This is a genomic window from Flavobacterium tructae, assembly GCF_001853485.1.
Taxonomy (GTDB): domain Bacteria; phylum Bacteroidota; class Bacteroidia; order Flavobacteriales; family Flavobacteriaceae; genus Flavobacterium; species Flavobacterium tructae.
Genome location: NZ_MIKE01000011.1, coordinates 1,242,115 through 1,257,294, shown reverse-complemented (window position 1 = coordinate 1,257,294; position 15,180 = coordinate 1,242,115). Strand labels below are relative to the sequence as shown.

The 15,180-nt window shown below is 34.7% G+C and carries 17 protein-coding genes; 7 read left to right on the top strand and 10 right to left on the bottom strand.

Features of this window, described 5'->3' with window-relative positions; translation table 11 throughout:
* Window positions 1-100: 100 nt before the first annotated feature.
* Together BHE19_RS07425 and BHE19_RS07420 are read right to left on the bottom strand one after the other, a co-directional pair.
* Window positions 101-1,078, bottom strand: coding sequence for a ribonucleotide-diphosphate reductase subunit beta (locus tag BHE19_RS07425; protein WP_070906526.1), 978 nt, complete (start codon window positions 1,076-1,078; stop codon window positions 101-103).
* A gap of 335 nt (window positions 1,079-1,413) precedes the next feature.
* Window positions 1,414-1,983: a DUF3109 family protein gene (locus tag BHE19_RS07420; protein WP_017496181.1), complete on the bottom strand. Its 570-nt coding sequence runs from the start codon at window positions 1,981-1,983 to the stop codon at window positions 1,414-1,416.
* A 317-nt stretch (window positions 1,984-2,300) separates the two neighbouring features.
* Here BHE19_RS07420 and BHE19_RS07415 point away from each other — a divergent pair, with 317 nt between their 5' ends.
* From BHE19_RS07415 to BHE19_RS07405, 3 genes are all read left to right on the top strand, one after another.
* Complete coding sequence (locus tag BHE19_RS07415) at window positions 2,301-2,879, top strand: MarC family protein (protein WP_070906525.1); 579 nt, start codon at window positions 2,301-2,303, stop codon at window positions 2,877-2,879.
* A gap of 107 nt (window positions 2,880-2,986) precedes the next feature.
* Window positions 2,987-3,187 (top strand): hypothetical protein, encoded by a 201-nt coding sequence (locus BHE19_RS07410; protein WP_017496183.1) that lies wholly within the window; start codon window positions 2,987-2,989, stop codon window positions 3,185-3,187.
* 4 nt (window positions 3,188-3,191) lie between these two features.
* Window positions 3,192-3,797 (top strand): FAD-dependent oxidoreductase, encoded by a 606-nt coding sequence (locus BHE19_RS07405; RefSeq protein WP_070906524.1) that lies wholly within the window; start codon window positions 3,192-3,194, stop codon window positions 3,795-3,797.
* A gap of 61 nt (window positions 3,798-3,858) precedes the next feature.
* Here the strand turns inward: BHE19_RS07405 and BHE19_RS07400 are convergent, their stop codons facing one another.
* The 4 genes from BHE19_RS07400 to BHE19_RS07385 are packed head-to-tail and all read right to left on the bottom strand — an operon-like array spanning window position 3,859 to window position 6,850.
* The gene (locus tag BHE19_RS07400) at window positions 3,859-4,224 is read right to left on the bottom strand and encodes a nuclear transport factor 2 family protein (RefSeq protein ID WP_070906523.1); all 366 of its coding nucleotides are present in this window, start codon (window positions 4,222-4,224) and stop codon (window positions 3,859-3,861) included.
* Between the two features lie 17 nt (window positions 4,225-4,241).
* A complete protein-coding gene (locus BHE19_RS07395; RefSeq protein WP_070906522.1) occupies window positions 4,242-5,819 on the bottom strand; it encodes a S41 family peptidase in 1,578 nt (525 codons plus the stop codon).
* The gene (locus BHE19_RS07390; RefSeq protein WP_017496187.1) at window positions 5,820-6,251 is read right to left on the bottom strand and encodes a deoxycytidylate deaminase; all 432 of its coding nucleotides are present in this window, start codon (window positions 6,249-6,251) and stop codon (window positions 5,820-5,822) included. It abuts the gene before it with no gap.
* 5 nt (window positions 6,252-6,256) lie between these two features.
* Window positions 6,257-6,850, bottom strand: a complete 594-nt coding sequence (locus BHE19_RS07385; RefSeq protein ID WP_017496188.1) for a HupE/UreJ family protein — start codon at window positions 6,848-6,850, stop codon at window positions 6,257-6,259.
* A 171-nt stretch (window positions 6,851-7,021) separates the two neighbouring features.
* Here BHE19_RS07385 and BHE19_RS07380 point away from each other — a divergent pair, with 171 nt between their 5' ends.
* On the top strand, window positions 7,022-7,453 hold the full coding sequence (locus BHE19_RS07380) for a tellurite resistance TerB family protein (RefSeq protein ID WP_017496189.1): 432 nt from the start codon (window positions 7,022-7,024) through the stop codon (window positions 7,451-7,453).
* Window positions 7,454-7,627: 174 nt separating this feature from the next.
* On the opposite strand, the gene fbp is transcribed toward BHE19_RS07380, so the two are convergent.
* Entirely contained in the window at window positions 7,628-8,635 is a 1,008-nt protein-coding gene (gene fbp / locus BHE19_RS07375) for a class 1 fructose-bisphosphatase (protein WP_017496190.1), read from the bottom strand.
* A gap of 171 nt (window positions 8,636-8,806) precedes the next feature.
* Here fbp and BHE19_RS07370 point away from each other — a divergent pair, with 171 nt between their 5' ends.
* Window positions 8,807-9,295 (top strand): GNAT family N-acetyltransferase, encoded by a 489-nt coding sequence (locus tag BHE19_RS07370; protein ID WP_017496191.1) that lies wholly within the window; start codon window positions 8,807-8,809, stop codon window positions 9,293-9,295.
* Window positions 9,296-9,412: 117 nt separating this feature from the next.
* The gene (locus BHE19_RS07365) at window positions 9,413-10,672 is read left to right on the top strand and encodes an aspartate kinase (protein WP_026109956.1); all 1,260 of its coding nucleotides are present in this window, start codon (window positions 9,413-9,415) and stop codon (window positions 10,670-10,672) included.
* Window positions 10,673-10,740: 68 nt separating this feature from the next.
* Here BHE19_RS07365 and BHE19_RS07360 read toward each other — a convergent pair whose 3' ends face one another.
* A complete protein-coding gene (locus tag BHE19_RS07360; protein WP_070906521.1) occupies window positions 10,741-11,094 on the bottom strand; it encodes a helix-turn-helix domain-containing protein in 354 nt (117 codons plus the stop codon).
* A gap of 152 nt (window positions 11,095-11,246) precedes the next feature.
* Here BHE19_RS07360 and BHE19_RS07355 point away from each other — a divergent pair, with 152 nt between their 5' ends.
* Window positions 11,247-11,735, top strand: coding sequence for a hypothetical protein (locus BHE19_RS07355; protein ID WP_123923409.1), 489 nt, complete (start codon window positions 11,247-11,249; stop codon window positions 11,733-11,735).
* Between the two features lie 64 nt (window positions 11,736-11,799).
* Here BHE19_RS07355 and BHE19_RS07350 read toward each other — a convergent pair whose 3' ends face one another.
* Entirely contained in the window at window positions 11,800-13,971 is a 2,172-nt protein-coding gene (locus BHE19_RS07350; protein ID WP_070906519.1) for an outer membrane beta-barrel family protein, read from the bottom strand.
* A gap of 102 nt (window positions 13,972-14,073) precedes the next feature.
* Complete coding sequence (locus BHE19_RS07345; protein ID WP_070906518.1) at window positions 14,074-15,147, bottom strand: helix-turn-helix domain-containing protein; 1,074 nt, start codon at window positions 15,145-15,147, stop codon at window positions 14,074-14,076.
* Window positions 15,148-15,180: the final 33 nt, after the last annotated feature.

Here is a 15,180-nt window from a genome sequence, read left to right as displayed (position 1 = left end):
AAAAATTGTACTTGAATCAACGATTTGGGATGAAGATTCAATCTTATAAAATGATTTATTTTTTTAGTGTTTTGGTATACACTAAATTTATTGCTGTTGGCTAAAAATCTGCATCAAATGAAATTTTCTGAGCATCACTATCTGTGTTCATCACACCTGATTTTTGATACTCCGCAACACGTTTTTCAAAGAAATTAGTTTTTCCCTGAAGAGAGATCATGTCCATGAAATCGAACGGATTCGCTGATCCATACACACGCTCGCAACCTAATTCCACTAATAATCTATCCGCAACAAATTCTAGATATTGCGTCATTAAAGTAGCATTCATTCCTATTAAACTTACCGGAAGAGATTCTGTTACAAACTCTCTTTCGATATTTAAAGCATCAACGATGATTTCTTTAATTCTGTCTTTTGGCACTTTATTAACCAGGTGATGATTGTGTAAGTGCACTGCAAAATCACAGTGTACACCTTCGTCACGCGAAATCAATTCATTCGAAAAAGTTAAACCTGGCATTAAACCACGTTTTTTCAACCAATAAATTGAACAGAAAGCACCTGAGAAAAAGATCCCCTCTACTGCTGCAAAAGCAATTAGTCTTTCAGCAAACGAATCTGATTCGATCCATTTTAAAGCCCATTCTGCTTTTTTACCAATCGCAGGAAAAACTTCTAAAGCATTAAACAATTCCGCTTTCTCTGCTTCATCTTTTACATAGGTATCAATTAATAAAGAATAAGTCTCACTATGAATATTCTCCATCATAATTTGAAAGCCATAGAAAAATTTAGCTTCGGCATATTGAACTTCATTTACAAAGTTCTCTGCAAGGTTTTCATTTACAATTCCGTCAGAAGCTGCAAAAAAAGCTAAAATGTGCTTGATAAAGTATCTTTCGTCGTCACTTAATTTATTATTCCAGTCAGTCAAGTCTTGGTGCAAATCGATTTCTTCGGCAGTCCAGAAACTAGCCTCCATCTTTTTGTACCATTCCCAAATATCATGGTGTTTTATTGGGAAAATAACGAAACGATTTTTGTTTTCTTGTAATATTGGCTCGACTTGTAACATGAAATTTTTCTTTAATTTTTATACTAAATTTTAGCTCATTCAGTAGACTACAAAGATTGTCATTTGTTGCCGAAAATAAAAGTCAAACTTATTCACAATCGGGCGTAGTTTTTAACAACACACCGAAAATGAGATATTTTTCATACAATAACTAAAATACTGAAAACAAGCAAATTAATGTTAAATTTCATCTCATTTTTGGAAGTAAAATATAGAATTTTTGAAACAAAAAGCAAGAAAATTTTAAATGTTTTTAAAAGTTTTAACCTGACTTCTTAAATGTTTTTTAATCAAAATCCGAACACTTCCCAGCAATGGTAATGGCTACCGATTTTTTACGATTTTTTGAGCTCTTCTGCAACTTTTTCAAGCTCCAAATACCAGTCCTGTCCAAAACGGCGAATTAATGCTTCTTTGACAAATTTATACACCGGAACTTCCAACTCCTTACCTAACGAACAGGCATCGTCGCAAATGTCCCACTTGTCATAGTTTACAGCAGCGAACTCTGTAAAGTCTTTCACCCGGATTGGATACAAATGACAGGAAACAGGTTTTTTCCAGTCTACGATTCCCTGATTGTACGCCTGCTCAATTCCGCAAAGCGCGGTCTTGCCATCAAAAATAACATAAGCACAGTCTTTATTATCAATCAGAGTCGTTTCAAGATCACCATCCGTTCCTTTTACCCAGGTTCCCTGAGCTTCGATGGCAGCAATCCCTTCTTTTCGCAAGAAAGGTTTTACCTTAGGATAGATTTCTTCCAGAATTTTAGTCTCAGCTTCGCTCAAAGGCGCACCGGCATCTCCATCAACACAGCAAGCTCCTTTACAAGCTGACAAGTTGCACACAAATTCTTTTTCAAGAATATCTTCTGAAATAATGGTTTTCCCTAATTGAAACATGATATTGAAATACTGTAATTTATAAAGTGCAAAGATACGCAAAGAAAGCAGATATTCTGCCTAATCTTTTCTCATACTTACCCAAGAGATTCTCATCCAAAACACTTTATGTTGGTCATGGACGAAAAACCGTCGCAACATTTTTCACCAAACGCCTTGCAAATATGCAAAACAACTTAGCAATTGTTACAAAAATCACTTTTTTAAGCAGTAACACGTGTTTTTATAACAAAAATACAGCCCTTTCACTATATCACAAAAAAGCATTAACTTTATTATCTACTTTTGCACATCTCTAAACAGTAAATAAAAAAATTATGTTAGAAATTGATTTTAAGGAAATTATCACCGTTGGAATGGTACTTTTTGCCGTAATCGATATTGTAGGATCAATTCCGATTATATTAAATTTGAGAGCGAAAGTTGGCCATATAGATTCAGAGAAAGCTTCAATTGTAGCCGGTCTGATCATGATTACTTTTCTTTTTGTCGGAGAAGGTTTTCTGCATCTTATTGGAATTGACGTACATTCTTTTGCTGTTGCGGGTTCCTTTGTATTGTTCTTTCTGGCTTTGGAAATGATTTTAGGAATCCGAATTTATCGTGACGAAGAACCGGGATCAGCCTCGATTGTTCCTTTGGCCTTCCCCTTAATTGCTGGCGCCGGTACAATGACTACTTTATTATCATTACGCTCTCAGTTTCATACTATTAACATTATTATTGCCATTTTACTAAATATTATTCTGGTTTACATTGTTTTGAAATCTTCTAAAAAAATAGAAAATTTATTAGGAGAAAACGGACTTGGCGTAGTTCGCAAGACATTTGGAGTAATCCTTTTAGCAATTGCTGTTAAATTATTTGCTGCTAATGTTAAAGGTTTGTTTGTCTAACATTTATTTTTATAAATTTACCCCATAAAATTTCTAAAATATAACTTTAAGATATTTTTCACATCTGACGGTTCTACTTTATTATTTTAGACAAACAAACAACCATTATGAAAATTTTTACTTCAATTTTAGTGCTTTTGGCTTTGGCATTAATCGTTTTTAATATTACGCTACTGGACTTCAAAAATCCTTTTCAGGGAGACAGTGTAGTTGCTTTTATTGGAATCGCTGCTTCATTCTGCGCCGTTTTAATTCTTTTGATTTTTAGAATCTCTAAAAGAATTGAAGAAAAAACAAACGGACGATAATCTTATGTTTGATGTTTTAATTATTGGCGGAGGTGTTTCAGGCATGTCCTGTGCTCTTGTATTGGGATCAGCCAAAAACAAAGCTTTTGTAACCGACAAAAAAATCGGAATTTTTACACATCAAAAAAACTCTTCTCTACAGGAAGCCATTTTTTACAATGCTTACGGCATTACACCCGGCAAACTGGGATCTGATTTGTTAGTAGAAAGTACTCAGGATTTAGCCAAAACTTATCCGCATATCACTCAGATAGAAAACGAAAAGGTAGTTAAAGTTGAGGGTTCATACCCGGACTTCATCGTAACTACCAACAAAAACTCTTATAAAACAAAAAGTATCGTAGTTGGCATTGGTTCAGCGAATACTTTTGACATAGAAGGCTTGATGCACTATATCGAGCCACACAAGAAAGCACTTCCAGAAAAACAGCGAATCCAACTTAAAAACGACGACCACAAGGTTGCCGACGGTATTTATGTTATTGGAACTCTGGCAGGCTGGAGAAGTCAATTAGCGATTGCAGCAGGAAGCGGCGCCGCTGTAGCGACAGACATCTTAACTTTATGGAACAACGGTGTGCAAACTCATGCTCACGACAGTATTCGATAAAACCCTGGAAAATTAGCACAAAAGCACCGCAGATTAACAAAATCCAGCTTAGATCGTTTTTTTACTGCAATTGAATACAGCTTCCGGCAATTACTTTCAGATTTTCATCAAACTGTTTCCAAACCCTGATATATCTGAAAGTTCCGTTAAAGGGATCATGATTAAAGCTTCCTTTTAATAAAATCGTTACCGCAACTACAGCCGAGTCATCAATTACGTTTACAGTCTGATCTGAAGCTTCTAATGCATCTATTTGCATCTTACCTGAACGATACGAATTTAAATCAAACTCTTTCGTAATGGTTTGTCCGTCCGGTAAATTAAAAAGTAAATCGTCATGCAGCATCTTTTCCAAAGTTGGAATATCTGCACTTTTCATAGCCGTTAATAGTTCAATCTCAGCATTTACAATAGTTTCTATTTTCATCTGATGAAGATTAGGGATTACTTGTTTGGTTTCAAAACAGCCTTGATCATGGCATCTTCTTTTAAAATAACATCGTAGTAATACAATTCGCCATACAATTGTCTGGCAAACTCAGCAGTGATATATCGATTTACCAACGCTTTGGTTTTGTCAAATTTCAAATCTAAACCGGCTGACAACACATAGGTTTTAAACTTTTTAAAATACAGATCAGAACTCTTCATCTTTGCCAAAAACTCATTAAAATGGAGTCCGGCAAATACACCTCTGTTTTTATCCAATTCTTCAAAAACGAAATGCCCCACAATTCCGGTTTGCATCAGGTAGGCCACATTTTCATTCCCATGCTCGGCCTCTATCGGCACGAAAACATCAGGAACAATTCCGCCACCGCCATATACAATTTTACCTTTTGGCGTTTTAAACTTTAAAGAATCGGCCACTTTTATACTGTCTTTTGCATAAAGTTCGCCTGATTTTATACGGGCTTCAGATTCCTTAAAATAATCTTCATTTCCTTTTTTATAAGGCTTCTGAATCGATCTTCCGGTTGGGGTGTAATAACGAGCCACGGTCAGCCTCACTGCCGATCCGTCGTTGAAATCCATTTCACGCTGCACCAGACCTTTTCCAAAAGAACGTCGGCCTACAATGGTCCCTCGGTCGTTATCCTGCAATGCTCCCGCCAGAATTTCACTGGCCGATGCACTGTTTTCATTAATCAGCACATACACTTTTCCGGTTTCAAAACTGCCTGCTTTGGTTGCATAAGTCTTCTCGGTTGTACCGTTTTTATTTTTAGTAAAAACGATGAGTTGTTTGTCTTTTAAAAATTCATCTGCAATTGCAATGGCTTCTTCCATATAACCACCACCATTGTCACGAAGGTCAATCACCAGCGACTCGATTCCTTTTTGCTTCAATCGATCCAGACCACTCTTAAACTCATTAAAGGTAGTTTCGGCAAAACGATTGATTTTGATATATCCGGCATTATTCCCCAACAGCAATGAAGCATCAACGCTTCTGATCGGAATAATATCTCTTTTTACTTTAAACTTAAGTTTCTTTTGTTCTGATCTTCTAAAAACAGTCAGTTCAATCTCAGATCCTTTTAATCCTTTTAACTTAGAAAACAAAATATCTGAAGACAATCTGCGTCCGAACAGTTTGGTTTTTCCGGCAAAAAGAATACGGTCACCCGACTTTATTCCGGCTTTTGCCGAAGGCCCATTTTCAATTGGTTTTATAATGGCAACAGAATCTTTGTACATGTAAAAATTAATCCCAATCCCTACAAAATCCCCTTTCATGCTTTCGGCTACTTCGGCCTGTTCTGTTGGCGGAATATAAACGGAATGCGGATCTAATTTTGATAGGATATTGTCGACCGTAAGATTTACAATTGAATCGGTGTTGATACTGTCAACATATTCATTATTGATAAAATCGATCAGCTTATTCAGTTTGGTTTTTGAGTAATTTTTAGCCAAAAGCTGATCATCTGCGGGAGCATTCATCAGGCTTCCGAGAACGATACCCAGAGCTAAGGTTGCTCCGATAACAAGTGGTAAATATTTTGAATTAAATTTCATTTACTCTTCTAAAACAGGAATATGTTCAACTTCGACACCTGCTTTTATTAAAAACTGAATTCCGGAATCGTCACGATATCCGTCATGATACACCACTCTTTTTATACCCGACTGATGTATTAATTTACTGCATTCTTTGCAAGGCGAAAGTGTAATATACAAGGTCGCTCCTTCACAGGATTGCGTTGATCTTGCCACTTTCAAAATGGCGTTTGCCTCGGCATGAAGAACGTCCCAACGGGTTAATCCTTCCTCATCTTCACAGCAATTTTCAAAACCAGACGGGGTACCATTGTATCCATCCGAAATAATCATCCGGTCTTTTACAATAATAGCACCTACCTGCTTTCGTTTGCAATACGACAACAAACTCCATTCTTTGGCAATCCTCAGATAGGCTTTATCGTATTTATTTAATTTTTTTTTCTTCATTTATTTTATCTGTTCCAAATTGGACTTTCAATAATCATAGGAATAACCACTCCGATAACAAAAGCCGACATTACAAGTGCCCAATCACGTTTTGAAAAACGAAATATGGTCTGCACAATATAAGATAGTATCAAAACTACAAAAACCACAACCAGTTGTGCTGCTTCAATTCCTAAAGCAAATTCTCCTAAAGGTAGTAATTTTGAACCAGGTGATCCTCCTAAAATTGTTTTGAAATAATTCGAGAATCCAAGTCCGTGTATAATTCCAAAAAATAAGGTCACAAAAAATACTACATTCAAACCATCATTTTTAGAGTTCTTTCCGGCTGTTAAAAGATTAAAAACTGCGGTAATTAAAATCGTTATGGGGATTAAAAACTCAACAGTATTTACTTTTATCGCAATAATTCCGTAAACAGAAAGCAATAAAGCCAGCGTATGACCAATTGTAAAAACAGAAACAAGAAGCAAAATACGTTTCCAGTCTTTAAACAAATAAGGGGTTGTTAATGCAATTAAAAAAAGAACGTGATCATAAGCGTTAATATCTAAAACATGCTTTAATCCTATTTGAAAATAAATCCAAAATTCTGACATAAGGGTACTCTATTATAATGATTAGGGGTTGTAAACTTACGATTTATTTTGAACAATTACAGCTGTCCCAAACTAAAACAACCGATAAAAATTAAGTTAAATTTTATGAGAACTTTAAAATTAATAATTTAAAATAAAAATTATCTTTGTAGGATAAAAAAAACCATAATTATGTCATTTTCAGATTTATTTGATAGCGAATTCAAACAAAGAAACAAAGGTCACTTTTCTGCTATTGTTCGTGTAGCACTAGCTGATGGAATTGTACATCCTGAAGAAAAAAATTTCTTGGACAAATTGGCTGCACGTTTAGAAATTTCAGAAACTGAATACGAAGAAATTCTTAACGACCCATTAAAATACCCTATCAATCCTCCTTATTTGCACGTACAGCGTTTAGAACGTTTGTATGATTTAACAAGAATGGTACACGTAGATCACCATCTTGAAGACCAACAAGAAGTGATGTTACGAAAATTAGGTATCGCTTTAGGTTTTACACCAAGCAACGTAAACTATATTATTTCTAAAGCATTATCATTAGTCGACAAAAAAGTAGACGGTGATACTTTTGTTTACGAAATGCAACACATGCATAAATAGTATTCAGTCGCAATTTTCAGTTTTCAGACTGATCGTTAAAACTAAATAAAATATAAACCCGACAGTTCAAAACTGTCGGGTTTTCTGTTTTTAAACCGAAACTAAAATTTACCGCAAAAGAAACCCGACAGGTTTTAAAAACCTGTCGGGTTTAAATTAAACGAAAAACGGAGATTACTCTGTTTCCGCCATAAACTCTTCTGCTTTTTCGACCATATTGTAACTTCCGCAGAAAAACGGAACTCTTTGGTGCAATTCAGTTGGCTGTATTTCCATAATTCTTCCAAAACCATCTGTTGCTTTTCCTCCTGCCTGTTCTGCGATAAAAGCCATCGGATTACATTCGTACAACAATCTCAATTTTCCTTTTGGTGCTTTTGAACTGGTTGGATAAATATAAATTCCGCCTTTTATCATATTTCGATGAAAATCAGAAACTAAACTTCCGATATATCTTGAAGTATAAGGTCTGTCTTCTTCTTCTCTCTGACAATATTTAATGTAATTTTTTACTCCTTGTGGAAAGTGAACATAATTCCCTTCGTTTACAGAATAGATATTTCCATTTTTCGGAAACTTCATATTCGGATGTGACAGATAGAATGTTCCAATCGCCGGGTTTAAGGTAAAACCGTTTACGCCATGACCTGTGGTGTATACCAACATCGTCGACGTTCCGTAAATAACATATCCTGCTGCTACCTGATTGACTCCCGGTTGTAAAAAATCCTCGCTTGTAACCGGAGTTCCGATAGGTGTAATTCTTCTGAAAACCGAAAAAATGGTTCCCACTGATACATTCACATCGATATTTGAAGATCCGTCCAGCGGATCCATTAAGATCACGTACTTATTATTATGACTGTTGTCGCTCCCCTGAACAGTAATAAAATCGTCGTTTTCTTCTGAAGCAATACCACAGACAATCTCACGGTTAATTAACGTCTGAATAAATACTTCGTTTGCATATACATCTAATTTTTGCTGGTCTTCACCCTGAACATTCTGCTCTCCTGCAGCGCCAATGATATCCACCAATCCAGCTTTGTTTACTTTATAGTTTACGACCTTGGCCGCCAAACGTATAGAATTGATAATTCGGGAAAGCTCCCCCGACGAATATTGAAATGCTTTTTGGTTCTCAATAATAAACTCTCCCAGTGTTTTATTGCGTTCTTCCATTACTAAATCGTTGTAATTTTGTTTTTAAGTCACAAATATCGTTTTTTTTGTGAGAATGGTTTAAAAATTATTTCGTTAGTTTGCCACTATTGTATATTTGCTAAATAAAGCCCTAAAGTACTGAGCAAAAGAATACTTTTTTAGCCAATAAATGCTTAATAATAAGAATATATGAATATTAGAAAAGGGAATCCTGAAGACATGAAATCGGTTCTGGGATTAATACAGGAGTTGGCAATATTCGAAAAAGAACCAAATGCCGTAGTGATTACAGAAGCAGATTTAATACGTGACGGTTTTGGTGAAAAACCACTGTTTCATGTGTTTGTTGCAGAAATTGATACTGACGAAAATCATAAAGAAATTGTTGGAATCGCATTCTACTATTACCGATACTCGACCTGGAAAGGAAAAACAATACATCTTGAAGATTTGGTCGTTAAAGAAAAGATGAGAGGTACAGGTTTAGGGTCTGCACTTTATGCCGAAATCATCAAACAGGGAAAGCGGGATAATGTTCTCCGAATCGATTGGAATGTTTTGGACTGGAATACTCCTGCTGTAAAATTCTACGAGAATTCGGGTGCAAAAATCCTTGAGGACTGGAGAGTTGTTCAAATGGACGAAACGGGAATTAATTCGTTTTTAGAAAAATTATAAAGAACAATATTTTGCCACGAATTTCTCCAATTAGGATAGATTCATGGCAGAAAAAATGATAACACATACAAGATTTCATCCGGTCTGAAATCTGAAATAAAAAATCTAAAATTAAAAATGAGAGTATTTAAATTTGGTGGAGCATCGGTTAAAGATGCCGAAGGAATTAAAAACGTATACGACGTTTTACAAAAAGTAGGTTATGAAGATGTGATTTTAGTAGTTTCCGCAATGGGAAAAACGACAAATGCTCTTGAAGTAGTAATCAAAAATTATTTTGATAAATCATCAGAACTGAGTTCATCCGTACAGGAAATAAAGAAATACCACAATCAAATTTTACTGGATTTGTTTGAGAACGAAGAACATGCTGTTTTTACTGCTGTAAAAGCGCTATTCTCTGAATTGGAATATTTCCTGGCACACAATAAATCCCCAAACTATAATTTTGTTTACGATCAGATTGTGAGCTTCGGAGAATTGATTTCAACGACTATCTTAAGCCATTTTATGAATTTTATGGGCATTCAAACGCAATGGCTGGATGTTCGAAATTTTATCAAAACCAATGCCAACTACCGTGATGCTGAAGTAGACTGGGAGGTTACACAACAAAACATCAGTAAAAATGTTCCTCGTAAAGTTCTAAACATTACTCAGGGATTCTTAGGTGCCGATGAGAACAACTTTACTACCACTTTAGGTCGTGAGGGTTCTGACTATACTGCCGGAATTTTTGCCTACTGCTTAAATGCAGAAAGTGTTACAATTTGGAAAGACGTTCCGGGAGTTATGAATGCCGATCCGCGTTATTTTGAGAATGCAAGTTTATTAAACCAGATTTCTTATCGTGAAGCGATCGAGCTGGCTTTCTACGGAGCTACTGTAATTCACCCAAAAACATTGCAGCCTTTACAGAAAAAGGAAATTCCGTTGTACGTAAAATCTTTTGTTAATCCACTTTTAAAAGGGACTTGTGTTTCTAAAGGTGTCGATTTGGAGCCGCAATATCCTTGTTTTATCGTAAAAAGAGAACAACTTTTAATTTCTCTTTCTTCGATTGATTTTTCTTTTATTATGGAAGAGAATATCAGCGAGATTTTTGCTTTGTTTCACCAATTTAAAATAAAAGTAAATCTGATTCAGAATTCTGCCATTAGTTTTTCGGTTTGTGTGGAAGATAAATTTGGGAATTTTAATGACCTGAACGCCATTCTTTCGAAAAAATTCAAAGTAGAATTTAGCGAGAATGTGACTTTGTATACCATTCGTCATTTTACAGAACAAGCGGCACAAACGGTAGAAGAAAACAAAGCCGTTTTATTAAAACAAGTAAGCCGCGAAACGATGCAAATCGTTACTAAAGAAATTAACTAAATCTACATTATACGTTAATTATATAATTCATATACTTAAAAAGCTTCACTTTACTGGTGAAGCTTTTTTTATTCCTGTCCTTTATTCAAATGTTTAATTATACTTTTAAGATCTTCAATCTCTAATTCGTATTTTCTGATAATCTTTCGATAAACACCAAGCATAGAATAGTCTATCAATTCATCAATATTCATCAAACTCTCATAAGTTTTAACCCCTATCTCCTCTCGCACTAATTCTTCTGGTGCTATTTCAAAAACCTCGCAAATCCTTTTAAAATGAACTGCCCAGGAAGTACTTTCTCCGCGTTCCATTCTTGCATAAGCCGATGGTGATATATGAAGACTGTCTGCTACTTCTTCTTGTGACATATTTTTCGCTTTACGCAGCATCTTTAATTTTTCCCCTACAGTCTTATTCATGATTGATACTTTTCTTGCGTATAAATATAGGAATTGTTTTACAATTATTTAAAAACAGGTTTTAAATAACCGATTTTCGGCTGACAATTTCCCCGAAAGCAGTTTAACTTTAATAAAAGAAAAATTCTACATTAACTAAGAACTGCTCCACTATGAAAATTAAATCATTTGCAATGCTCCTCTTAGTGTCATCTCTCTCTTTTTTATCCTGTGCAAAAGATGAAATGATTAACAAGAACGGAGAAATTTCACAAGAATTAAAAAACGACCCTCTATTTGAGTCGATGGATAAAGCCTACAACAAGTACTGGGAAGATGTTTTAAAATATCCTCGAGACAATGTAAATCAAACCTTAGAGAAAAAATTCACGGAAGACTTACAACTAAATAAATTTAAAAATTTCAAAGATTTTGCAAAAGCCAAGGAAAAAACAGGATACGTTGATTTTGGAAAAAGAGTTCGCAATCTAATTGCTTTTAAAGCAGCTGAGGAAAAACTTTTCCAAAAATACCCGGAACTGAAAGTCAACAAGAAAAAATTTTACCCCTACTTCTTAAAAAACCGACGATCTCAAATCGGAGATGAAAAAATGAAACAATTACTATTAGAAAGAAAAAATATACAGTTAAAAACCCAATAGACTAAAGAAATGAAAAAAATGATAGTGTTTTACTAATTGAATAAGTGATGCTTTTTCATTTCAATCATCGTGCTCTATTATTCTCTACTTCTTCTGTTTTCAATTTCCTAAATGTTTGTTTCTTTGAGTTTCCAAAAGTATAGGTCGCAACCAGTCTGAAATAATTTGTTGTATAGGTCCTGTGATAATAGATTTCGGTTTGTCCAACATTATAATTTCCGGAAGTTCTAAATTTGTGGAGTATGTCATTCGCTGTAAAATTTAGTTTTAATGCATCATCAAAAAAGTTTCTTTCAATCCCAATAGTTACTATTGACCGATCATCATCATGACCTAATCCGTAGCTTCTGTCTCCCAAATACCAGGCAAGTAGTTGAATTTTGAACAGATTAGGGATTGTAAATGTATTGTTCGAATACAAATACAACTGCGGTTTAACAGCCCCAAATTCATACGAATATTTATGATCAACCGCTTTGCTGTAACTTACACTTACCGTATTTACAGAGCTCCAAATTTTATTCTTGAACGATCTTGAAAGAGAAGCAAAAAAAGTATTTTCTCTATCAAAATTTATCGATCTTAAGATATAACTGTTCGGATTATCTCCTCGCAAAGCGGCTCCGGATATAGGATCTGTTTTATGTGTATATCCTATTTTAAAATCGAATTTTCTGTAGAATGCGCCAATTTCAAAAGCATGAACTTTTTCCGGCAACAAATCAGGATTTCCTTCTATGGTCGTAAAAGGATCCTGGTAAATAACAAATGGATTTAAAGACTGATACCGCGGTCTTGTTATTCTGGAGACATAAGAAACATGTGCTTTAAATTCATCCGAAACCTTCACATTCAACAGAACGTTTGGAAAAAGATTCGCATAACTTTTTTTAAATTCCTGATTTCCGTTAGCATTGGTACGCAAATCGTAATTGGTCCACTCCCCACGGGCACCAAGTGAATAACTAAACTTTTCACTTAATGATGACAGGTAACTAAAATAAGCCGCACCAATTTTTTCATCGTATTTAAAATCACTTGAAAGCTCTGTGTCAACTTCAAAATCGCCTTCTTTTACTTTTGATACCAGAAAATTCGTTTTAGAATTAATCGCAGCACGGCTAAATTTAGCTCCCATTTCTAATGTTGTATCTTCATCGATCTTTTTAGCATAATCTGACTGTATGCTTGTAATATTTGTAGTGTTTTCTACATTGTTCTTCAAGTATTTTTCGGTCAGAAAGCTATCGACCAGACCATTTTCATCAATGAAATCCTTAACATTTCCATTATAATTAGAATATTGGGTGCCCACAAATAATGACGAACCCAGATCATCCGTTACCAGATTGTAATTTAAATTAATGAACTGATTTAACAACACATCATTTTTAGAAATGTTAGTACTGTAAAGGCTATTACCAATGTTATTTGTTATTGTATTTCGACTCTTTACGGCTCCCCCTAGGTCCGCGACATTACCGCTATATCCCAACGTAATGTACTGTTTGTCCGAGAAGGCATATTGTAATCCAAATCCAAAATTGGAATAATTGTTAAATTGTCTTTGCCAATCTGTAGTCAGTTTTGATTGCATATACTCGTCGGTACTGGATCTTGTTCTTGTGGTATATAATAATTCCCGACCTTTTCCTAATTGCAATCCGTAATTGGTTACAAAGGAGAATTTGCCTTTTGTATAATTAAAATCAAGCAGTGTATTGGTGCTGGTTCCGGCAAATTTTGAAACAGTAATTTGCTGACTTGCTGTCCCCATAATTCCGCTTTCAATATTCTTTTTGGTAATAATATTGATCACTGCTTTTCCTTCGGCATCATATCTTGAGGAAGGATTAGAAACAACTTCAATCTTCAAAATTTGCGAAACCGGAATTGCGGCAAATCGTTCATTGTTAATCAGAATTCCATTGAGATAAATAATTGCTTCACCTTTACCCAGCACACTAATTTGCCCATCAGCCACAATAACATTTGGAGCTCTCCCTAATAATTCAGTAACAGAACTGCTTGTAGAAAGTAATGTATTTGCGACCTGAACCTCAACAGTTCCGTTTGCTCCATGTTTTATCAATGACGGCTGGCTTTTTATGACCACTTCCTTTAACTCATCAATCTGATCTAAAACCTTATCTTGATTTGTTGGTTTAGATTGTGCTTTTGAGCTTATAGAACAGAAAAATAAAAAACAGGAATAAAGAGTAACAACAGATCTCATCGTTTGTGGTAATTAAAATTTGACTTTTATTGGAACAAAAGTCAGCAGTAAATCACGTTATGAGATCTTCAAAATAGAAATCAGGAGTACAATTTTATAAATTCACACTTGGTTTGAGTTTCTAAAATCTGCACTTTGATAATAAGAAGGCGTTTTTCCGGTATACTTTTTAAATGTCGCAAAAAATGTCGATTTGGAATTAAAACCAACATCGTAACCAATAGCTTCTAAAGTAAGCTTATCATTTGAAATTATAATTTCGCGGGCTTCTCTAATTCTGAATTCATTTACAAAACTGGTAAAGTTCTTACCTAAATTATTGTTTAAAAACTGTGATAATTGATGGCTGGTAATATTGACCTCTTTAGCCAGATCTTGCAGTGAAAGATTTGGATTTTTATACAATGCTTTTTCATTCATTACACTTTCTAACTTCTGAGATAAAACTCCTGCCTCTTCAGTATCTATTTTTTTTACAGCACCTTTTGTACCATTTAACAGAAATAAATCATCAGTCCTCTTTCGATACAAAAGGATTGATACCACTAAGTATAGAATAAAAGAAAAAACAACTGCACCGCTGATATAAATTGCGGCCGGTGCTCCAATTAAAGCAAGAAAATAAAAAACGAAAAGTAAAAGGATACCTAAAAAGAGCATTCCAAACCACATTTCAGATGGAGACGTTTTCTCTTTTCTGCTAAAGATTTTTTTCAGAATTGCTTTAATGGTAAACCCTGAAGCGACAATATAAATAAACCATTGCAGATAAATAATTCTGATAAAACGAAAACTCCAAAGTTCCGGATAATATTCATAAGGAAAAATAACACCAGCTAAAACACTAAGGATCCCCCAAAATAGAAACGTGAGTTTCCAGGATTTTGGCATTACATTTATTTCATCTACAGCTGATTTTAGAAAAAAGTACAAACAAGGACCTATGAAAAAGCAAGCTGTCAGCCCAATCTGCAAATACATTTTGGGTAAAGTTGGATTAAAATAAACAAATACTGATTTTGCGATTCGTATACTTAAAGCAAACAAAAGGCCTCCTAAAAAATAGTTTGTAAGAAATCTTTTTTTAGTAAAAAAGAAGAAATAGATGCTTAAGATAATTCCGTTAAAAGCTCCTAATGCACTAAAAAAGAATAAAAGTTCTTTACTGGAATCCATTGTTTAAGGTTGTTACATTCCGTGCAAAGCTAA